Genomic DNA, 20,761 nt, shown 5'->3' with positions numbered 1-20,761 from the left:
GGCCGCCAGGGGTCGGGCGTGCTGCCCCCAAAAACACCGGAGTTCAGAATGAAAGAAGACGTCAACGAGAGCACCACCGTTGCAGAGTCGGAGGGCCGCTCCTATTCGGCTCCCGCCCTCGAAAAAGGTTTGGACATCCTCGAGACGCTGTGCCACAGCGAACTGCCGCTGACTCAAAAGGACATTGCCCAGCGCCTGGGCCGAAGCGTCAGCGAGATTTACCGAATGATCGCGTGCCTGGTCAGCCGCAACTACCTGACCTTGGTGGACGAGAACACCTACGGTGTCACCACCAAGCTGTTTGAGCTGGCCCACATCAATCCCCCGACCCACCGGCTGCTGACAGAGGCCATGCCCATCATGCAGCGACTGGCCGGCCAGTTGGACCAGTCCTGCCACCTCACTGTTTATGGACAAGGCAAGCAGGTCGTGCTGTGCAAAGTGGACACGCCCAGCGGTATGGGCTTTGCGGTGCGGGCCGGATCGGAGTTGGATGTCTTGATATCGGCCTCGGGCCGGGTGCTTCTGGCGTTCCAAGACGAGGAAACCCGCAAGCTCCGGCTTGAGGAGTCCTTGCAGCGGCGCCCCGAGCAAGCCAACCCTCAAATCGACAATCTGCTGGCTGCCATCCGCGCGACCGGTTACGAATCGGTCCCCAGTGTGCAAGTCAGAGGTTTGTATGCCATCAGCTTTCCTGTGCTGGATACCCAGGGCCGCGCGATCGCGGCGCTGACGATCCCCTATGCCGAACGGATAGATCAGGTGCAACGCCCTTCGATCCCGCAGGTCACCGACGCGCTCGGCCTGGCTGCCAAGGCCCTGTCCGAGCGCGTGGGCGGACGGGTTTCGTCGACCACCCTGCAAAAGGCAAACTGATGGTTGCTGTGCGGGTGCCAATGCACAAGGCCTTGTCTTCCGCGGGGATGCCGTTGTACTGACAAGCGACGACGCGTCAGGCCTGTGCGCAGACCAGATGCATCGGTGGCCATCCGACAACGAAACGGCCTGCGGAATGGCCCACAGGCCCACGCCCGGGTCGGAAGAGGCCTGTTCCGACGCCAGTCGATTCACAGCGGACGCCCTGGCTTTGCAGCGGGCTGCCGGTACAACCAGGGGCGCATCCAGCGGGTGAGTTGAGGCGCCACCAGCCACGTCATGGCGGCCACAACCACCGCGGTCATCACACCCAAACGTGCCCAGAGAGGCCAGTTTGCGAGCCAGGGGCTCAGTCCACTGAACACCAGGCCCACCGTGGGGTAGATGCCCAGCCAAGTGACCAGCGCCACTTTCCAGCGCAGGGGAGCGGCTGGCGCAGGCCCATGACGCGGCTGAAACCAAAGGCCTAGGCCGGAAACAGGACGGATGGAATGCCCTGCTTCCAGCAAAGGGGACATGGCCGCTAGGCCCAAAGCCCGAGCAGGCGCAGCCTGCCAAGCCTCCAGATGGGCTTGACTGTCAAACGCCAGCACAACATGGTAGAGCCCATCGTCTGCCTCTGGGTCCTCACCAGGCGTCACCAATTGGGACCCGAGGTAGCCCTGGAAGCCCGAAGCAACGGCCATCAACTGTCGGCACAAAGGCTCGAACGCCGCCCCTTGTCCCGGTCGGACGCGGCGGCTGATGAGGACCGTGACGGCGTGGTCGGCCGACGGGTTCACGGAGGCCCCTCTGGTTTTGCGTTAGATGTGGCTTGTCGGTTCATCCAACCCAGGCCTCAGGCAAATTCAAGCACCTGCGCCACCGCCTTGCGGGGCTTTTGTGGCCAGTTCCCAGCCGCAGCATAACCAACGGTCACGAGCATCACAGGCACCTCAGAGGCCTGCAGACCAAAGGCGGCGGACACCCCTGCCGTATCAAATCCGATCATAGGGCAGGACACCAGGCCTCGGCTTTGGGCCACCAACATCAACGTCATGGCGGCCATGGCACCGGAGCGAACGGCTTCATCCCGCTGCAACTGCGGGTTGTCGCCGTACATGCCTGTGGCGGCTGCGAGCCATCCATCGACTGTGGCCTGGTCCAGGATGCGGGCCTCCAGCGAGGGCTGCAGCGCGGCAGCCAAACCCAGGTGCGGCGCCAAGGTGCCGCAAACGATGAAGGTCACGGCGGCCTCCAACACCTTGGCTTGCTGGTAGGCCAAAGGCAGAAGGCGGGCCTTGGCCTCGTCACTGTGCACCGCGATGAACTTCCAGTTTTGAAAGTTGAACGCCGAGGGCGACAGGGTGGTCAACTCGATCAGTTGGCGGATCTCGTCCTGGGACAGTGAGCGGGCCGGGTCGTACTGGTTGGCCGAAGTGCGGGATTTAAGCAAGGTGGTCAGGTCGATCATGTCAACGACTTTCAAACATTCAAAGGTGGGTGGGAATCAAGGGGGTATCAGCGCGCCAAGAAAGTGCGCAGATCACGCACAAACCTCAGTGGGTTTTTGAACATCAGGAAGTGGTCCCCCTGCTCAGCGCTGCTGTACGCATAGAGTTGCGCGCCCGGCACCACAGACTGTGCCCAACGCTGGCTAGGGAGGTTGTTGCTCTCCTCGCCCGAGAAAAACGCCACGGGAACCGTGAGCTTGTAGCGCACCACATCACGCCAATCATTCACCGTGTGGTTGAACAGCACACGGGCCAGCGCTGCCGGATCGTTCTGGACAAAAGCCGCTGCAAAGCTCTCCGAATTGCGGTAGTACGGCGAGTCCGTGCGCTGTGATCGCTCCAACACCTTCAGGTCAGTGACCAGGGCATTCACAGGCCCACCCGCGGTGAAAGCGGCCACCATGCGCTCGGGGGAGGTGGTACTGCCCCCGGCCTCGAGGCGCTCTTGTTCCGTCCAGTCAGCGTGTGCATAGATGCTGATGGGCTGGTCCACAAAGGCGGCTCGGCGCACCGAATCGGTGCCGAACAGATCAACGTAGTGCCACAAAATCGCGGCCCCCATCGAGTGCCCCACATAACTGGCCGAATCAAGACCAAGGTGCTGGCCGAACTGCCGCAGGTCCATCGCGTGCCGTGCGATGCGGTTGCCATATTGCACCTTTTGCGACAACCCTTGGTTGCGCGGGTCCAGCACATAGACGTGGTAGTCCTTGGACAACAAGTACAACAAGTTGATGTACTGGGCGCCATGCGACGACCAACCTGGCACAAAGATCAGTGGCTCGCCTTGGCCGGCCTCCCAGTACGAAAGAGCAACGCCGTCGTTGGTCTTGAACTGCTTGATTTGCAACCCAGCGACATCGGACAGCTTGTGCGGCATGCCTGGCAAACGCTCAGGAAAGGTGTAGTCACGCCCCAACACTGTCAACGCAGGTTCAGCGGTAGCGCTTGAACCAACCAGACCCAAAACCAGTCCGGCACCAACAACACACAAAAATCGACGGAATAACTTCATCGCTTGAACTCAAACGGCAAAGTCACGGCAAAAGCCATCAAAGCCACCCATGTAGATGGCACCAAACACATCCAGACGCTGGCGGACTGAGGCATTGGGCTGCCCATAGACCACCAAGCTGGTGATCTTGGCGAGGCTCAGAAAGCGCTCCGCGAAGGGCGCGAAAGTGACATCGACATGCCCGACCACGGCATCGGCACGGTAGCGCTCCAGGATATGTGCCTGGGTACCATCGGCGTTCACCGAGTACTCGTAAATCAAAGTGCCCGGCTCCTGCCGGGTGGCACTGACAATGTCAGACACCAAGGCCTGAAAGGCAGGGAAATGCTGCGGCTCGAGCGCCAGCGTGAACAGACAAGTGACGTGATCGGTCATGGTTTGGCATCAGAAAGGCACCGCGGCAGCGGGCCGGAATGGTCAGCTCCGCCAGTGGCAGAGGGTCTGAAGTGCAGAGCGGGGCTGGTGTCCAACCCACCAACTGATGGCTCGCCAGGGAGCGGCCCCGCTGCACGGGGATCAGGCGCTGCCGGTCGCAGCGTCGCCGAACAATTTGCCGGCGCCAGCCCAGTCCGAGGGCTTCACATCTTCAAAGATCACGTAGATGTAGCTGGGATCGGTCCCGGTATGTTGAACAATGCTTTGGGTGATGTCGGCAGCTACGGCTGCCTTTTGCTTCGGTTCTTTGCCTTCGAACCAACTGACACGAACGACGGGCATGGGTAACTCCTTCAAGTGGTTGAGAGTCGCTGGGCGGTCGACTTGGGCCGATACACCCCGAGCGGTAGCGTCATCGTAAAGTTGAATTAGAAATACATAATCAACCAAATTTCCATACAAAGTATCCCGGAAAGAAACAATGGACGAACAGGATCCTTTTTCAGGCGTTGCCCTATTTGTGGCGGCTGCACGCGCAGGCAACTTCACCAAGGCGGGCGATCAACTGGGTCTGACCAAATCCGCGGTGGGCAAGGCCATCACCCGACTGGAGACCCGACTGGGCTTCAAGCTGTTTCATCGCACCACGCGCCTGACCCGGCTGACCTCGGACGGTGAAACCTATTTAGCCGCCTGCCTGGCGGCGCTCGATGAAGTCACTGCGGCGCAGACCGCCCTGTCATCGAGCCACCAAGTACTGAGTGGGCGCCTGCACATTGACATGCCGGTCGCGTTTGGACGCAGTGTGTTACTACCCGCCTTGATGGAGATCCTGCAGGCGCACCCCGGCATCAGCCTGACCCTGTCATTCACCGACGCCACCAGTGACCTGTTGCGCGAGGATGTAGACCTTGCCATCCGCTTTGGCCGACTGGCGGACAGCACCCACTTGGTGGCCAGGCGCCTGGCGCAGCAACGGCGGGTGATCTGCGCGTCCCCCGCCTACCTGAAGCGCCGCGGGGTACCGACCTCGCTAGCGGAGCTGGCTGAGCACCGCTGCATTGTGGGAACGCCAAACGGACCTCCGCTGGCCTGGTCAGTGTGCACCGGCAACGAGCCCACGCTGTACACGCCACATGCCACCCACCAGTTCAGCGATGGCGCCGCCATGGTGGATGCCGCCATCTTTGGGCTCGGCCTGGTACAACTGCCCATCTCGCTGTTGCGCGAGGCGCTGGCCTCAGGCCAGTTGCAGGAGGTGTTGCCCGAGGTGGCAGGACCCGATGTGGAAATCCATGCTGTCTGGCCTCGCCGCCCGATGAGCCCTCGGTTGCGCTACGTGGTTGACCAGTTGTTGGCGTGCGCCGCAGCGGGGCGGTTTGACTGAGGGCGGCGCTTCGTCGTTCAGGGCATTGCATCCCTGGATCGATGAACGCCAACCAGCCACACCTGGGTCACAAGCAGACCAGCGAATGTGCGGCCGGAGTGGCAGTCCGTGCGGGGCCTGGCCAGAGGCAGGCAGTTTCATCAGGGATTGCCAAACGCGGCGACAGCAAAGTCAATGAAGCTGCGCAGCTTGGGGGTCATGCGCCTGTCTGGGGCGTAGAGCAAGTGAAAAGGACGGGTCGGCGCCGGGTAGTCTGGCAAGACCTCAACAAGGCGGCCGAGGTTGAGATCGTGTTGCACCAGTTCGCTGGGCTGCAACAGCACGCCCATGCCAGATTGGGCCGCTGCCAGCAATGCCTCGCCGCTGTCAGCCATCAATCGCCCGGTCACCTCGACCTTGACCAAGCCCTGCGCTGACTCAAACTGCCAGTGGCGGCGTAAGTCGCTGTGCGAAAAACCCAGGCATTCATGGCGAGACAAGTCGCTGGGGTGGGTGATCGGTTCATGCTCGGCCAAATAGGCGGGCGCCGCGCACAAACGCAGCCGGTACGGGGTCAACGGCCGTGCGATCAGTCCACTGTCTGACAGCTCACCCACGCGAAAACAAAGGTCAAACCCCTCGTCGATCAAGTCCACCGATCGATTCGTCAGGGACAAGTCCACCGCGACCTCCGGATGGCGGGTCAGGTACTCGGGCAGACGGCGAGATAAAGCATGCACCCCAAACGACACCGGGGCATTGATGCGCAAGCGACCTCGAGGGGTGCCCTGAGTCTGTGCAGCTGCCCCCTCAGCTGCAGCTAACTCCGACAGGATGACCTTGACACGCTCGTAAAAATCCTCACCCGCCTCGGTGAGGTGTTGGCGCCGCGTCGTGCGGTTCAGCAAACGCAAGCCCAAGTGGGACTCCAGGGCGTGGACATGCTTGCCCACCCACTGAGAGGACATGCTCAAAGCTTCAGCCGCGGCGGTGAAAGAACCGAGTTCCACCGACTTGGCGAACACCTGCAGGCTCAAAAAACGATCCATTAGAAGCAATTCATTTCAAGTTAGCCATCATTTTATGCATTTATCCCAATTGGTTTTCAATCTTACAGTCCGTGCATCTCAACAAGGAGCACACACATGAAAGTCAGTCTCATTGGAACCGGCAAGATGGGTACCGGCCTTGCCGCCGTAATGGCCGCCGCAGGCCATGAAGTCACCCTCGGCGCCCGTGATATCACCAAGGCCTCAATGCTGGCCGCCTCGCTAGGCCGAGGCATCACCGGCACAGACATTGAGACTGCCAGCCAGTGCAGCGAGGTCGTCATCCTGGCACTGCCCTACGGCGCGGTGGCAGAGGTTCTGAGCCAAACGGATGGCCTGGCGGGGAAGGTGGTGGTGGACATCAGCAATCCGATCACGGCCGACTTCCAAGACCTTTTGCTGGGACACAGCACATCTGCTGCTGAGGAGATTCAGAAGCTGCTGCCCAAGGCCCGAGTGGTCAAAGCCTTCAACACCATCTTCTCGAACTTGCTGGAGACCTCAGCGCGCCAAGACAAGACCTTGCAGGTCTTTATCGCCGGCGATGACGCAGATGCGAAAGCAACCGTGGCAGAGCTGGCTCGCACCGCTCGGTTTGAGCCGGTAGAGTCGGGGCCCCTGAGAAACAGCCGCTTCATCGAACCGATTGGTGAGATGAACATCCATTTCGGCTTCTTCCTCGGCCGCGGCGTCGGTATCGCGCCAGCCTGGGTACAGGTGTAACGCAGAGCTGACCCTCAGCGCGTACTCGCTTGCCCCGGTTCCCCTGAGAAAGGGGTCTTGTCGCAAGCCCACTCGGCCCGCTGGGTGCGGCCAACCCCACCCGGCGCAGCGCCGCACATCACCAAGTTTTCATCGCCCCCAGAAATCAATCATGTTGAACATTCGTCAAACCCTTGCCGCTTTCACATTGAGCGCATTGATCGTCCCAGGCTTGTCGCTGGCCGCAGCCTCCCCGACTGAACAAGCCATTCTCCAGACACTGGCGCAATACGAAGCAGCGCTGAACGCCAGCGATACCAGCCGGATCGTCAGCCTCTACACGCCCGAGGGGGTTCAAATGGCCCCCGATGCACCCGCCGCCGTCGGCGCAGCCGCGGTGCGTTCGACCTACGACGCCACCTTCAAAGCCATCACTTTGCAATTGAACTTCAAAGTGGATGAAGTCAAGCTACTCAGCGAGAACACTGCTCTGCTGCGCACCCACTCTGCGGGAACAATGAAGGTCAACAGCGCTCACCAAGCAGCAGGTCCGGCCGCCTTCAAAGAGCTATTTCTGCTGCAAAAGCAAGCCGATGGGCAGTGGAAGTTTTCCCACTACAGCTTCTCAGCAGCCCCCGTGACGCCCTGAATAACCAAGCGTCCTCGGATCACAGCCCAGGGAACCCTGGGTCGGGGCGGTCCCAGCTGATGGCCACGCGCCCCGCATGACTTACTCCCTGTCGCCCAAGAATGCCCCGCTCAGGTGGAATCGCTGAGCGAGGAGCACCGGGGGGACTACCGCCGACCGGCTGTGGCGGTCCCATGGGCAGTGCCCATGAATCGCCTGAAGACAGCGTGTCAGAACGGGTACTGCTGCTCCTGCGGCTCAATCGTTAACCACTTGAGCTCGGTGAACTCGTCGATGACGGCCCGACCATCGAAGCGACCATAGCCACTTTGCTTGGTCCCGCCGTAGGGAGCCTGTGCTTCGTTCTGAACCGTGGACCCATTGATGTGAACCGAACCGTACTCCAGCTCCAACCCTACGGCCAGAGCGCGATTCACATCCCGGCCAAACACACCTGAAGAGAGACCGTAGGCGCTGTCATTGGCCACCGCAATGGCCTCAGCAGCCGTTTTGACGCGTACCACCACGGTGATAGGCCCGAAAGTTTCCTGGTCATAGATTTTCATGCTGGCGGTCACATGATCCAGGATGGTCGCAGGCATGACGGCTCCGTTGGCCACACCACCACAGACCAGCTTGGCGCCCTTGTCCAAGGCGTCTTGCAGCAGATCGTTGATGCGCACACCAGAGGAAGGATTGATCATCGGTCCGATGACACACTGGGGGTTAACGCTGGGGTCCCCAGAGAGCAACTGACTTGCCCGTGCCGCGAACTTGGTGACAAATTCATCTGCCACTTTTTCGTCGACGATCAGTCGCTCAGTGGACATGCAGATTTGGCCTTGGTACAGGAAAGAACCAAAAACAGCAGCCTTGACGGCCTCATCCACATGGGCATCGTCCAACACGATCAGAGGGGACTTGCCTCCCAACTCCAACAAACAGCGCTTCAGATGCTGCGCGGCCTTTTCTGCCACGATGCGTCCCACACGGGTGGAGCCCGTGAAGTTGATGCGACGAATGGCTGGGTGTGCAATCAGCGTATCCACCACCTCGGGAGCGGTTTGAGGCGCATTGCTGAGGTAATTCAATACGCCCGGCGGGAAGCCAGCCTCTACCAGGGCCTCAGCGATCAGTGCATGGGTCTTCGGGCTGACCTCAGAGCCTCGGAAAACGACCGCATTGCCGCAGACGATGGGGTAAGCAATGGCTCGGGCCGCCAGCACCACCGTGCCATTCCAGGGAACCATGCTGAATATCACGCCAACCGGCTGACGGAGCGTCATGGACAAGGCACCAGGCTTGTCGGTCGGAATGGTCTCGCCCTGGATCTGGGTCGCCAGCGAGGCCGCTTCGCGGAACACATTGGCCGCCAAGTGAACATTGAACCCAGCCCACAGCGCCGAAGCCCCGACCTCTGCCGCCATCGTTTCGATGAACTGCGGCGTCTTGCTTTCCAGGATGTCCGCCGCCTTCAAAAGCAAGCGTCGACGTTCGCTGGGGGGTGACAAGCGCCACGCCTTGTAGGCCGCTTGGGCCGATTCAGCCGCCTTTTTGGCATCCTCAACGCTGGCTGCAGCAGCCTCCGTGATCAAGGCATTGCTGATCGGATGTCGACGCTCGAAAGTGGCATCGCCCAGCGCATTGACCCAGTCGTTGTCAATCAAAAGTTGTGATTTCATAGAAGATGGTTTCCTGTCAAATCAGGGTTACGGAAAAGAAAGAAACAGGTGCTCCGCTCAAACTGCGGGGCTCAAGATGTCGGCCATGCGCTCACCGATCAAGGCGCAAGTGGCCATGGTGGCCACGGACGCGATTTGGGGCATGATGGAACTGTCGGCAATCCGCAAACCTTGGATGCCATTGACTCGCAGCTTGGCGTCCACCACGGCCGCCGCGTCACTGCCCATGCGGCAGGTCCCCGATTGGTGGAAGTAAGTGGTCGCACCGTTGCGCACAAAGTCTTCCATGGCCTGGCCGGTTAACTTCTTCCCCGGCACCACTTCGCGCTTCACGAAGTCCTTCATGGCGGGGGAATTGCCAAGGTCACGGGCGACCTCAATGCCAAACGCCAGCGCTTTAACGTCATCAGGGTGGCTCAGGAAACGGGCATCGACCACCGGCCGGTCTTTGGGATCCGCGCTTCGCAAGCGGATCTCCCCCTTGCTTTTGGGCGCTACCAGCCCCGCGCAAAGCGCCCAACTGGTGTTCGGGGGCGCATATTGCTTGCCGATGACATCCGACGCGTAGGGCAACTCGATTTGCACCAGGTTCACATCGGGGGCCTCCAGGCGGGCCTGGCTCTTGAGGAAGCCCGAGGCGTTGGCGGCGCTGTTGCGGTGAGGAAGGTGCTCTTTGGGCTCCCAAATGCAGCCACCGTGGAGCAGGTGATCCTGAAAGTTCTGGCCAACCTCTTTCGCGTCGACAACTGCTCGGATGCCATGCTGCCGAAGCTGTGCTGCGTCACCAATGCCACTCAGCATCAGGAGTTTGGGCGTGTTGATGCCGCCGGCACACAGGATCACTTCGCTGTTGGCGCTGATCACGCTTGACACACCGCCCCGGCTGATTTGAACCCCGGTCACTCGGGTGCCAGAGAGCACAAGCCGGTCTGCATGGGTCTGGACCGCGACCGTGACATTGGGCTTGGACAGCACCGGATACAGGTACGACCGAGCCATGCTTTGGCGACGACCGTCTCGAATGATCTGATTCATGAGGGCGAAGCCAATGTGCCCTTCCTCACGCCGCCCGTTCAAATCATCCAAAACGGGATAACCCAGGCTTGTGCAAGCCGCCAGCAGAGTCGTTGCCAGGGGATGGGGGTTGTTCGCGGGCTGGCACCACACAGGGCCATTTTTCCCACGGTAGCGCGCATCGGGTGTGCCCTGCCAATTCTCCATGCGGCGGTAGATCTCCAAGCCTGCTTCGTAACCCCAAGACCGGTCACCACTTACCGTGGCCCAATGCTCCAAATCTTGCTTGAATGGCCGCGCCCAAATCGTGGCATTGATGCTGCTACCGCCACCGACAACCCGCCCCATGTGTTCAGGAATCGCCCGATGGTTGGTCCCGGAAGAGGGAATGGCTACATCGCCCCAATCGCGTTCAGTACCCAAGTTCGTGAACCAGGCAGTGGGGTCCATCACGGACGGCGCAGTGTCCCAGTCGCCCGCCTCTATTATCAAGATCGTGGCATTCCTTCGGGCGGCCAGCCGCCCCACCAAGGCGCAGGCCGCCGTCCCCGTGCCCACGATCACGTAGTCGTAGGCAGGCAAAAGCTGCTTAGTGCGCTCCACCTGGTTGGCGCGGATCGCCTCCAACTGATCGGCGAGCGCGGTGAGGCCGCTGGCCCCGAATCCAGCAGCCGTGACGGCACGCATGAATCCCCTGCGATTCAAGCGCCCCGAGATCAACGCGCGCTCCAGACGCTCCAGCCATCCGTCATCTTGCTCAAAACGATTGTCAGTTCGGGATTCCATTTGTATTCCTTTGCGGACCGTTGATTTCTCTGTCTCCGATAGCTGCGGCGTGTGCCCATCGCAACCGGCGAGACTTTAGAAAAACGATCGTGGAAGACCTACATCGGGAATACACCGCCTTTTTTTGTTCTGTAACGGAACAGAAAACGCTGGGCAGAGGGGCGCTTCAACGTGCGAACCCCGTAGCGCTACTTCGGCTTGAAATGACTGGGTTCGATGGACAACGCCGTCAACCTGCGATAAATCAAACCACGCGACACTTTGAGTTTGCGCGCAACACTAGACACATTGCCCTGGCACTCGGCCAAGCACTTTCGTATCAGGTCAGCGTCTGCCTCCTTGAGGCTGTTCGGAGGCAGGTAGCCATCGGCCAAAACAGCTTCTTCAAGCGAGCCCACGGGCTGTGGCGCTGGTGACAAGGAGGCCAGCGCAACCGTCGAAATGGGAGGGACGGCAGCAGCTTTCGCATGGCACCTCAGGTGGACATGAGGCCCCTGGATCAAACAGAGTTCACTCAGGGTACCGTTCGCCAAGGCCCTCATCTGCGAGGGCTTCAGTTCGAGGATGTCCTCTACCGTGCAGGGGCCTCGTTCAGCAGGGTCGATGGGCATGCGCAGCAAGGTGCTGGCCATCGAATTGAGCCAAACAAGCCCCCCAGACTCATCGAAGCCCAGCAAGCCCGCCATGGGGGTATCAACCATGGCAGGGACGAACTGAAATCGGACAATGAAGTGCTCTTTGGCTTGCGCCACCAGCAGGCGGTTTTCGATCGACGCAGCATAAAGGCCCACGACCGTGACAGGATCAAAGTGGAAACGATGCCCCTCACACGAAATATCCAGAATACCGGCCAACTGCCCTTGCAGATTGTGGATCGGTGCGGCGGTGCAGTGCATGGTGCTGACGCAGTCATAGAAGTGCTCCGCACCGTGAACGCTGGCGGCTTTGCCCGTTCGGACCACCAGGCCAGGTGCAGTCGTACCCACCAATTCTTCTGAGAGGTTGACACCAAGGCGGTGAGCCACGGGCATGACATTCAGATGAGGCCAGATGTTTGGTGTGACACCAATCAGCACCCCCGACGCATCAGTCAAAATGGCCGAACAGTTTGTCGACCCCAAGGCTGAGCCAATGCCGGGTAGCTCGTTGAGCCAGGCCTCATGCAATTCCCTGTTCTTTTGCAGTGCCAGCTGACTGCGGCTAACCGAGACAGGCTGAAACTCAATCGAACTCTGCGGCTCATGGTGGGCGCGATGGCAACGGTTCCATGACTGAAAAACGACGTCGCTGACCACGCCTGTCGGCAAAACGCCTTCTTCAAAGTAACGTCGCCGTGCCGCCAGCACTCGATCTGCATGCGACAGGAAATTGGGGGAAGTCAATGGCATGGCCGTTTTTCAATCATCTCTGGCAAGTCAATTCAACTGCCATCACTTGGATTGATTCCAGTCGTTCGATGGGCAAGCGTTGGAGCTGTTGAGCCGCACCAAGTTAGGAGGCATGGGGCCTTGAACCGGCAAACGACCGCCTCCGTGACTGGTGCAAGCATCCGCTCAGGTTCATAAGGCCAGCCACTCAATGGCCTGGTGACAAGTCAATAGGCAAGGCCGCCGAGGGGTGATGACTCACTGCCTCTCGCTGAAGCAAAGGAAAGCACCCACAACTGCCCCGCTTACCCTTCGGAGCCAGAACACCATTCAGGCTGAGTACTACTACCAGCCCCTCAACCGCAAGCACTATTTTGAGCGCCCCTGCGGACCCAGTCTATGCAATGTGCCTGATAGGTCACATCACGCCGATGAATACGGGCTGCGGCACAGGTCACCAGGGATGGGCTATGCGGCATCACTCGGGTCCCGGCAACGCCCCGTGCAGCCAACCACTACCACCGGGGTTGGATGCCGTCGAACCACCAGGCTTGCCCCGCTCCCGGTCGATCTACAGACGCTTCAATGAAAACCACTGATCACACTGCCCTCGCCTCCAAACAACTCGAACACCATGCCGCGCAGCCACTGATTGACGGGTTCGCGATGAACTTTCGCGTGCCAGAACAGGCTGATTGGGGCCTCAGGTAACTTCACTGGATGGGTGCGTGACACCAAACCGAAGGGTTCGACCAACTTGAGGGCCAGACGCTCAGGCACAGTGGCGACCAAGGCCGTGCTTTGCAAAATGTGCCCCACGCTGACAAAGTGCGGCACGCTCAGGCGCACCATTCGATCGATGCCCGCCTTTTGTATCAGTTCATCCACTGTTCCATGCCCCGTGCCGGCGGACACGATCACCAGGTGTTCGGCCGCTTTGTAGTCTGAAAGCAGCAGTTTCGGCCGGTCCAGTGTGTGCCCTTGGCGAAACAGGCAAACATAGCGTTGACGAAACAGCCGCCGCTGGAAAAACCCGGCCTTCAACTGAGGCAGCAGACCAATGGCCAGGTCGACCTTGCCAGCCTCCATGTCTTCGCGCAGGTTGGTTGCGTTGTTGCGCACCGTGTTGAGCATCACGCCGGGGGCCTCCCGGCCCAAACGCTCCAGCAAGGCCGGCAAAAAAACAATCTCACCAATGTCAGTCATGCCGATGGTGAGGGTGCGTTTGAGCGTGGCTGGTGCGAACTGTGTCCGCTGGTTCAGGCCACTGTGAATCATGCCCAGCGCGTAGCCGACCGACTCGCTGAGTTGCTCGGCAAAGGGCGTGGGCACCATACCGCCGGAGGTGCGCAAGAACAACTCATCGTCAAAGAGACGGCGCAACTTGGCCAGCGCATTGCTGACGGCAGGCTGTGTGAGGCCCATGTTGTCAGCGACTTTGGAGACACGCCGCTCGACCATGAGTTGCTGAAAAAGAACCAGCAGGTTCAGATCGATATCCGATAGCTCCATCGCCACTCCATCAGCCCAGGTGATATTAATCGACTATGGTATTGCAGCTTGTGATTTCTGGGCACAATGACCCCCATGACGTTGATCGCAAGCTGCCATGGACATCCTTGTTCAGCCTCTTAACCGCGTGATCCGCGCGACACCAGGCGTGAATCTGCTTGAAGCCCTCCGCGCGGCGCAGGTTCCCATGTCCTACTCTTGCCTTTCCGGACGCTGTGGCATCTGCCGTTGCAGGGTCATTGATGGCGAAGTGCTTGACGGTGGACGGGAGCAACAACGCCCCTTGGATGGCGTGGATGGCGGCGTGCTCGCCTGCCAGACCTATGTGACTGAACCCTGCACGATCGAAGTGCCAGCGCCGGAGGAGGCAGTGGTGCACCAAGCCCGGGTGGCCAAGGGGGTCGTCACGGCCATTGAGCCGCTCGCTGCCGACATCCGACGCCTGTTGATCAAGGTCAGCAAACCGATTGCTTTCTCACCGGGGCAATACGTGCAGATCGCCTTCACCCCGGCCCACATTCGTCCCTATTCGATGGCGAACTTGCCAGGGCAACAGGTGCTGGAGTTCCACGTTCAGTTGATGCCCAAGGGGCGGGTCAGCCACTACATCGCCACACAGTTGAAAGTGGGCGACAGCGTCAAGATCAGCGGGCCGCTCGGCGCCGCCTACCTGCGCCATCAACCTGTCGGTCCCCTGCTGTGCGTCGCGGGTGGGACGGGGCTGGCATCCGTGCTCTCAGTGGTCCGGGGGGCCGTGGCCGCAGGCATGAGCAACCCCATTCACCTGTACCTGGGGGTGCGCTCACCCCGTGAGATGTACGGCCTGGCTTGGCTTGATCAGCTGCGCAGCACGCATCCGTCCTTGCAAGTACACGTCGTGATGGCTTCGGGAGCCGACGTCCACCAGCAACGGCGTGGGCTGGTCACCCAAGCCATTGAACAAGACCACCCCAGTCTGCAGGGCTGGCAAGCCTATGTCTGCGGATCCCCACCGATGGTGGAGAGCACCACCCTGCTGGCCCTCAGAAAGGGCATGGAGGCCGTCCACCTCCATGCCGAGGCTTTCTACATGCAAGCCGACTGACGCTCAGTGGGCGTCTGGCTGGGCACTGGGCGCCGCCCTGCGGAAAGCGTCCAGTTGAGCGCAGGCGGCGTCGATGGCCTGCACGCGCGGCCAGCGGGCCAAGTCGACCTTGAAACGGCGAGCGCTCTCGACCTGAGGAATCAAATACACATCCGCCAGTGTCGGGGCGTGACCAAAGCAGTAGTCACCACGCCGAGGCTCACTAGCCAGCAGCGACTCAATGGCATCAAAGCCGGCGCTGATCCAGGTGCCACACCAGTCGTTGATCGCGGCATCGTCGGCGCCGAATCGGTGGCGCAATGCCTCCAGAATGCGGCGGTTGTTGATGGGGTGCACATCGCAGCCCACAATCGCCGCCAGCGCTCGCACCTGTGCACGGTCTTGCGTGGCGGCCGGCAGCAGGGGGGGATGGGGATACCGTTCCTCCAGCCACTCTATGATCGCGGGCGACTGGATCATCCGATGCGAGTCGGCCTCCAGGACGGGCACGAACTGCTGCGGGTTGATCGCCTTGAACGCTGGGTCAAGGTGCTCCTCGCGCCGCAGATCGACAGCGACCTGCTCGCAGTCCAGGCCCTTCAGGTTCAAAGCAATGCGCAAGCGGTGCGAGGTTCCGCTGCGAAAAAAGGTGTAGAGCTTCATCATCAATCCAGGCTGATCTTGGCGCGCTTGACGACATCGCCGAAGGTACGGGAATCGCGCTCGATGGCCTTGGTGAGCTCACTGGGCGGTCCGATGTAGGGCTCGAAGCCAAAGGTGGCCAGACGCTCCTTGACCTCCGGGGTGGACAGCACTTTGCCAACATCGGCATTGATCTTGTCAATGGCGGCCTTCGGTGTACCGGTCGGCGCGAACATGCCGACCCAGGTCTTCACTTCGAAACCAGCCGGTCCACCCGCCTCGCCGACAGTCGGAACCTCCGTGAAGCCCGCCAGGCGTTTGGGGGCCGCCAGAGCCAAGAACTTCACCTTCTTGGCCTGGAACATGGGCCCTGCGGTCGCCGCCGTGCCAAAAGCCCACTTGATGTCGCCAGAGGCCACAGAGGTGTACACCTGACCCATGTCCTTGAAAGGAACGTGCATCATCCGCGTCTCCGTCGCCGCTTCCAACATCGCTGCGCCGACATGGGCAACGCTGCCGATGCCCCATGATCCGTAGGTGATTTCTCCAGGCGCCGCCTTGGCGGCCTTGACCAAGTCACTCACGTCCTTCCAGGGCGAGTTGGCGGCAACCACCACAAAGAAATGGGTCAAGTACACCGGCGCGACCGGCTCAAAGTCTTTGGCCGGATCGTAGGGCAGTTGCTTGAACACATGCGGCTGCAGGGCCATGTGGGTGTTGTCGACCTGCAGCACTGTGTAGCCGTCCGGTGCGGCGCGCTTTGCGTCACTGATCGCAATGAATCCATTGGCCCCCGGCTTGTTGTCAATGACGAGTTGCTGCCCCCAAGTGCGCGACAACCTGTCACTGAGGATGCGCATCACGGCATCAGGACCGCTGCCTGGTGAATACGGGGCCACAGACCGGACGGGTTTGGCGGGGTAGGTCTGAGCGTGAGCGCTGGAAAAAATCGCAGCGGTCAGCAGGGCCCAGGCGCCGAAGCGCAGGGCATTTGCAGGGTGCTTCGGACGGAAGGCTTTGAGCATGTTGTTGTCTCCTGGTCGTGGGGGCCGTTGACGGCCACTCTCGCAATGGCTGAATGGATGGGGATGGATGCAAGGCGCGGAGGCTGAGGCACACTGAATCAACCGGAGACTTGCGCCCGATGGGCGTGCAAAGACTCGAAGATCGGCGCGTCACTGAAGCGGAACAGGTCCAGCGCACCCGTGGTGGAGGCCTGGGCTGAGAAGGGCTGCCACGACGGGACGACGAACAAGTCCCCCCGGGCGACCTGCCAGGTGCGCTCACCCACGGTCACGCTGCCGCTGCCATCAAACACTTGGAACACCGATGAACCGACTTCACGGTGGACCCGCGTGGCACCGCCAGCGCGCACGCGATGCATCTCGGTGCGCATGGTGGGCAGAACATCGGCCCCGGTGGTCGGATTGGTGAATCGCACGGCGGCGTGCCCCGCACTCAAGGTGCCCGGCTGCCCCGCGTCTTCCAAGGCCAGTTGATCGGTCAGCGCCCGATCGGTGTCCACCCAGCGGTAGGCCAGCAGCGGGGTCGCGGGCTGCGGTGTCGTCATGGACACCGGGCGCAACCCGGGGTGGCCCCACAGTTTTTCGGAGTACGAACGCTCCGCCGTAGTGCGCTCTTCGGGCGATATCTTCTCGCGCCCGACCTCAAAGAACTGACTCTCGGTGTAATACGAGAACGGAATGTCGAGACCATCGATCCAGGCCATGGGCTCGGTGGCGGCGTTGTGGTGGGCGTGCCAGTGCCAGCCAGCCTGTGGGAGGAAATCGCCCCGCGACATGCGCACGGCATCACCGTTGACAACGGTCCAGACGCCCTCGCCCTCCACCACAAAGCGAAACGCATGCTGCGTGTGACGGTGCTCGGGGGCATCTTCGCCGGGCATCAGATACTGAATGGCGGCCCACAAGGTCGGAGTCGCAAACGGACGCCCCCCCAAGGCAGGGTTGGCCAACGCAATCGCACGCCGTTCGCCACCACGGCCCACGGGCACGATGGCGCCAGCCTGTGCGGCGAGCGCCTTCAAGCGGTCCCAGCGCCACAGGTGCGGTACCGCTTTGGACTGCGGTTGTCGGGGCATCAGGTCGCCGATCTCGGTCCAAAGCGGCACCAGCAACTCTTCTTCGAAGCCTCGGTAGAGTTGTTCCAGCTCGGGGGTTGGATCCGGTTGACCGCGCCCGGCAACAGCATGCAGGCGCACAGGGGAAGGGGTGGGCTGGGTCGTCATGTCGGTTTGTCTCCGTGGTTCAAATCGACCTCACTCAGCCGGGCCGACGTGGAGGGCAATGCTGCCCACGCCTTCGATCTGGCCGTCGATACGGTCGCCCGCCTGCACCGGCCCCACACCTTCAGGGGTGCCCGTGAAGATCAGGTCACCGGGCAGCAAGTGGTAGAACTTGGAGAGATCGGCGATCAACTCGGGGATGTTCCAGATCAACTTGGACAAATCAGAGTGCTGCCGCACGGTCCCGTTGACCGACATCGCCAAGGCGCCCTGCTGCAAGACCACCTGCGGCATGGGCACGATTTCCGAGACGACCGAAGACTGTTCGACGTCTTTGCCCAGGTCCCATGGGCGGCCTTTTTCACGCGCCACGAGTTGCAGGTCACGGCGCGTCATGTCCAAGCCGCAGGCGTAGCCGTAGATGAGGCCCGCCGCCTCCGACTCGCTGACCCGAAAACCGGGCGCGCCAATGGCCAACACCAATTCCATCTCATGGTGGTAGTCCTGCGTTCCAGGGGGGTAAGCCACCGTGGCGCCCGACTCGACCAGCGTCGACGGGGCCTTGGTGAAGTAGAACGGCACCTCAACGGACTTGTCGACGGGGCGCCCCATCTCGACCGCGTGGGCGTGGTAGTTGCGGCCGACAAAGAACAAGCGCTGGATGGGCAGGCGCTCGCTGCGCCCCCGCACGGGCAGCGAGTACACGGGCGGTGGGGTCCAGAGGTAGGTCGTGGAGGTCATGGGGTTTTCCTTTTCATGTGGGTAGGGTGTTGTGGCGAGGCTGGCCGTCGGCCCCCGATGAGCTGGCCGGAATGGCCGCTCAACGTGTCCAGCACGGGGTCACAGCTTGGACATCGGGACGCCCGGATCGGCGAGGCGTTCGGTGTCCACGGGCTTGCGTTGCTCGATCAAGCGCCGTGCAAAGCGCAGATCGCGGGCGGCGTTGGGTCCGATGGCGGCTTGAATCACGTCGCCGGCCAGGTAGAACAACATGAAACTGCCGCTGTCCTGGTCGCCCCGCCGCACCACGCGGTGCTCGGGCGTCGGCACGCCGTAGATTTGCAAGTTCATGTCGTACTGGTCGGACCAGAACCACGGCAAGGGCTGATAGTCAACGGCGAGGCCGAGCGCCGAGCGCGCTGCAGCGATGCCCTGCTCTTGGGCGTTCTGCCATGATTCGAGGCGCAAGCGGCGGCCGGCCCATGGGTTCGGCGTCACGGCCACGTCACCCGCCGCAAGGATGTCCGGATCGGAGGTGCGGCACTGGGCATCCACCAGGACCCCACCTTCGCAGGCCAGGCCTGACTCGCGTGCCAGTGCGTCGTTGGGCACCAGGCCAATGCCCAGCACGATGGTGTCGGCTGCGAGAACGCTGCCGTCGGTGAGCTTCACTTGCGAGCGGCCATCCGCCGCTCGGGCCAAGCCCTCGACGCCAAGCCCCAGCAACACCTGAGTGCCATGCGAGCGGTGCAGCGCCAGCAGGTAGTCAGAAATCTCCGGAGGCACGGTGCGTTCGCACAGGCGCGCCTGGGCTTCGACGACGACTACGTCCGCGCCTTGCTGTCGCGCCGTCGCCGCCACTTCCAGACCGATCCAGCCACCGCCAACGACCACCACGCGGCGCCCTGGCCGAAATTCAGGGGCGAGTGCTTGCGCGTCCTCCAGGGTGCGCAGCGTGTACAGCGGCACCTGGTCCGAGCCTGGCGCCACCAGTCGACGCGCCTGGCCTCCGGTGCACAAGATGACCTTGTCGTAGGGCAACACCGCGCCATCAGAAAGCAAGAGCTGCTTGGCGGCCCGATCCATGCGGCGCACCTGGATGCCTGGGCGCCATTCCACCGCCAAGGCGTCGAACGCTTCAGGCTTCATGAGCAGCGTCGTCTCCGGCCCGGCTGAGCCGGACAACACCGCCTTGGACAGGGGAGGCCGCTCATGCGGCGGATGGGGTTCGTCACCGACCAGCACCAGGCGGCCAGTGAAGCCCTCGCGGCGCAGGGTCTGGGCAGCCCAGCCGCCAGCCTGTCCGGCGCCAATGATCACCACGGTGGTGATCTGGGGGGCATCAGCAGCTTCATTCGGCAATGCAGCAGCTGCGACCTCAGGTCGCTCAGCATTCATGGGGGTCTCCTTGAGAGCGTTGCGGCGTTCAGTCGAGGGCCAGCCAGACGCGGCCACCCTCGATCTTCACGGGGTAGCTGCGCAGCGGCTCCGTCACCGGCGCGCAAGTGGGCTGACCGGATCGCACATCAAACTTGCCCTGGTGCAGGGGGCATTCGATCTCATGGCCTTCCAGAAAGCCGTCGCACAAGCGCGCATTGCCGTGGGTGCACAGGTTGTCGGTGGCAAAGACCTCGCCGGCCACGCCGTACAGCGCAATGTCACGCCCTGCGATGAGCAGGCCCACCACGTCGTCCTGAGGCACATCTTCATGCGCGGCGGCATCAATCCAGTTCGTTGTCATGGGGGTTCCTCAGATCGGGTAAATCAGCGAGTTGGGGATCATCTCGCTGTCATAGATGACCAGACGCGATGCGAATTTCAGGCCTTCGGGCGTGCGAACGACCTCGTCAATGGTGCGCCCGACGTTGAACACGGTCGACTCCTTCGACAAGCGGGTGCGCAGCACCGCGTAGTTGGCTTCGCTGTGGATGCGGCCCTCCGCGTCGACCTGATGAACCAGTGGCGCGCCCACCACGTGGCGTTGGTAGTACGGGTCGTGGAACAGCGTCTCGCGGATGCCGTAGACCCGGTCCTTCAACATGCCTTTGCTGTCAAACGCCAGGGTGGCGAGGGGAAAGCCACGTTCGTGGTTCTCCCGAGGCTGCAGCTTGTAGACGCAGTCATCGGTGAAGAACTCAGGCCAAGCCTCCCAATCGGCGGCGTCGAGGGCCCGTGCATACCGTGCATAGAGCTGCGTCAATTCGTAGTACGTCTGAAACTCCATGA

At 61.6% G+C, this 20,761-nt stretch carries 22 protein-coding genes; 5 read left to right on the top strand and 17 right to left on the bottom strand.

Annotated features, from left to right (window positions below):
- Window positions 1-48 precede the first annotated feature (48 nt).
- Window positions 49-876, top strand: a complete 828-nt coding sequence (locus tag PSQ39_RS01020) for an IclR family transcriptional regulator (RefSeq protein ID WP_273924732.1) — start codon at window positions 49-51, stop codon at window positions 874-876.
- A gap of 191 nt (window positions 877-1,067) precedes the next feature.
- Here the strand turns inward: PSQ39_RS01020 and PSQ39_RS01015 are convergent, their stop codons facing one another.
- The 5 genes from PSQ39_RS01015 to PSQ39_RS00995 form a co-directional block, all read right to left on the bottom strand.
- On the bottom strand, window positions 1,068-1,658 hold the full coding sequence (locus PSQ39_RS01015; protein ID WP_273924731.1) for an antibiotic biosynthesis monooxygenase: 591 nt from the start codon (window positions 1,656-1,658) through the stop codon (window positions 1,068-1,070).
- 56 nt (window positions 1,659-1,714) lie between these two features.
- A complete protein-coding gene (locus PSQ39_RS01010) occupies window positions 1,715-2,329 on the bottom strand; it encodes a nitroreductase family protein (protein ID WP_273924730.1) in 615 nt (204 codons plus the stop codon).
- 47 nt (window positions 2,330-2,376) lie between these two features.
- Complete coding sequence (locus tag PSQ39_RS01005; RefSeq protein ID WP_273924729.1) at window positions 2,377-3,249, bottom strand: alpha/beta fold hydrolase; 873 nt, start codon at window positions 3,247-3,249, stop codon at window positions 2,377-2,379.
- A gap of 144 nt (window positions 3,250-3,393) precedes the next feature.
- Window positions 3,394-3,759: a putative quinol monooxygenase gene (locus PSQ39_RS01000; RefSeq protein WP_273924728.1), complete on the bottom strand. Its 366-nt coding sequence runs from the start codon at window positions 3,757-3,759 to the stop codon at window positions 3,394-3,396.
- 141 nt (window positions 3,760-3,900) lie between these two features.
- Window positions 3,901-4,101, bottom strand: a complete 201-nt coding sequence (locus PSQ39_RS00995; protein WP_273924727.1) for a tautomerase family protein — start codon at window positions 4,099-4,101, stop codon at window positions 3,901-3,903.
- Between the two features lie 139 nt (window positions 4,102-4,240).
- On the opposite strand from PSQ39_RS00995, the gene PSQ39_RS00990 reads away from it, so the two are divergent.
- Entirely contained in the window at window positions 4,241-5,146 is a 906-nt protein-coding gene (locus PSQ39_RS00990) for a LysR family transcriptional regulator (RefSeq protein ID WP_273924726.1), read from the top strand.
- Between the two features lie 140 nt (window positions 5,147-5,286).
- On the opposite strand, the gene PSQ39_RS00985 is transcribed toward PSQ39_RS00990, so the two are convergent.
- Entirely contained in the window at window positions 5,287-6,174 is an 888-nt protein-coding gene (locus PSQ39_RS00985; protein WP_273924725.1) for a LysR family transcriptional regulator, read from the bottom strand.
- A gap of 42 nt (window positions 6,175-6,216) precedes the next feature.
- Here PSQ39_RS00985 and PSQ39_RS00980 point away from each other — a divergent pair, with 42 nt between their 5' ends.
- Together PSQ39_RS00980 and PSQ39_RS00975 are read left to right on the top strand one after the other, a co-directional pair.
- The gene (locus PSQ39_RS00980) at window positions 6,217-6,897 is read left to right on the top strand and encodes an NADPH-dependent F420 reductase (protein ID WP_337961924.1); all 681 of its coding nucleotides are present in this window, start codon (window positions 6,217-6,219) and stop codon (window positions 6,895-6,897) included.
- Window positions 6,898-7,048: 151 nt separating this feature from the next.
- Window positions 7,049-7,525 (top strand): YybH family protein, encoded by a 477-nt coding sequence (locus PSQ39_RS00975; protein ID WP_273924724.1) that lies wholly within the window; start codon window positions 7,049-7,051, stop codon window positions 7,523-7,525.
- Window positions 7,526-7,734: 209 nt separating this feature from the next.
- Here the strand turns inward: PSQ39_RS00975 and PSQ39_RS00970 are convergent, their stop codons facing one another.
- From PSQ39_RS00970 to PSQ39_RS00955, 4 genes are all read right to left on the bottom strand, one after another.
- Entirely contained in the window at window positions 7,735-9,186 is a 1,452-nt protein-coding gene (locus tag PSQ39_RS00970; protein WP_273924723.1) for an aldehyde dehydrogenase, read from the bottom strand.
- A 57-nt stretch (window positions 9,187-9,243) separates the two neighbouring features.
- Window positions 9,244-10,986, bottom strand: a complete 1,743-nt coding sequence (locus PSQ39_RS00965) for a GMC family oxidoreductase (protein ID WP_273924722.1) — start codon at window positions 10,984-10,986, stop codon at window positions 9,244-9,246.
- A 188-nt stretch (window positions 10,987-11,174) separates the two neighbouring features.
- A complete protein-coding gene (locus PSQ39_RS00960; protein WP_273924721.1) occupies window positions 11,175-12,374 on the bottom strand; it encodes a GAF domain-containing protein in 1,200 nt (399 codons plus the stop codon).
- A gap of 561 nt (window positions 12,375-12,935) precedes the next feature.
- Complete coding sequence (locus PSQ39_RS00955; protein ID WP_273924720.1) at window positions 12,936-13,865, bottom strand: LysR family transcriptional regulator; 930 nt, start codon at window positions 13,863-13,865, stop codon at window positions 12,936-12,938.
- Window positions 13,866-13,962: 97 nt separating this feature from the next.
- On the opposite strand from PSQ39_RS00955, the gene PSQ39_RS00950 reads away from it, so the two are divergent.
- Entirely contained in the window at window positions 13,963-14,949 is a 987-nt protein-coding gene (locus PSQ39_RS00950) for a 2Fe-2S iron-sulfur cluster-binding protein (protein WP_273924719.1), read from the top strand.
- 3 nt (window positions 14,950-14,952) lie between these two features.
- On the opposite strand, the gene maiA is transcribed toward PSQ39_RS00950, so the two are convergent.
- From maiA to PSQ39_RS00915, 7 genes are all read right to left on the bottom strand, one after another.
- On the bottom strand, window positions 14,953-15,591 hold the full coding sequence (gene maiA, locus PSQ39_RS00945; RefSeq protein WP_273924718.1) for a maleylacetoacetate isomerase: 639 nt from the start codon (window positions 15,589-15,591) through the stop codon (window positions 14,953-14,955).
- 2 nt (window positions 15,592-15,593) lie between these two features.
- Window positions 15,594-16,595, bottom strand: a complete 1,002-nt coding sequence (locus PSQ39_RS00940) for a Bug family tripartite tricarboxylate transporter substrate binding protein (RefSeq protein WP_273924717.1) — start codon at window positions 16,593-16,595, stop codon at window positions 15,594-15,596.
- A gap of 98 nt (window positions 16,596-16,693) precedes the next feature.
- A complete protein-coding gene (locus tag PSQ39_RS00935) occupies window positions 16,694-17,818 on the bottom strand; it encodes a cupin domain-containing protein (protein ID WP_273924716.1) in 1,125 nt (374 codons plus the stop codon).
- 30 nt (window positions 17,819-17,848) lie between these two features.
- Complete coding sequence (locus PSQ39_RS00930) at window positions 17,849-18,556, bottom strand: fumarylacetoacetate hydrolase family protein (RefSeq protein WP_273924715.1); 708 nt, start codon at window positions 18,554-18,556, stop codon at window positions 17,849-17,851.
- Between the two features lie 99 nt (window positions 18,557-18,655).
- Window positions 18,656-19,933, bottom strand: coding sequence for an NAD(P)/FAD-dependent oxidoreductase (locus PSQ39_RS00925; protein ID WP_273924714.1), 1,278 nt, complete (start codon window positions 19,931-19,933; stop codon window positions 18,656-18,658).
- 28 nt (window positions 19,934-19,961) lie between these two features.
- On the bottom strand, window positions 19,962-20,276 hold the full coding sequence (locus PSQ39_RS00920) for a non-heme iron oxygenase ferredoxin subunit (RefSeq protein WP_273924713.1): 315 nt from the start codon (window positions 20,274-20,276) through the stop codon (window positions 19,962-19,964).
- Between the two features lie 9 nt (window positions 20,277-20,285).
- Window positions 20,286-20,759, bottom strand: a complete 474-nt coding sequence (locus tag PSQ39_RS00915; protein WP_273924712.1) for an aromatic-ring-hydroxylating dioxygenase subunit beta — start codon at window positions 20,757-20,759, stop codon at window positions 20,286-20,288.
- Window positions 20,760-20,761: the final 2 nt, after the last annotated feature.

It is taken from the genome of Curvibacter microcysteis (assembly GCF_028649455.1).
GTDB classification, from domain to species: Bacteria; Pseudomonadota; Gammaproteobacteria; order Burkholderiales; family Burkholderiaceae_C; genus Curvibacter; species Curvibacter microcysteis.
This window is presented reverse-complemented; position numbering and strand designations above follow the sequence as displayed.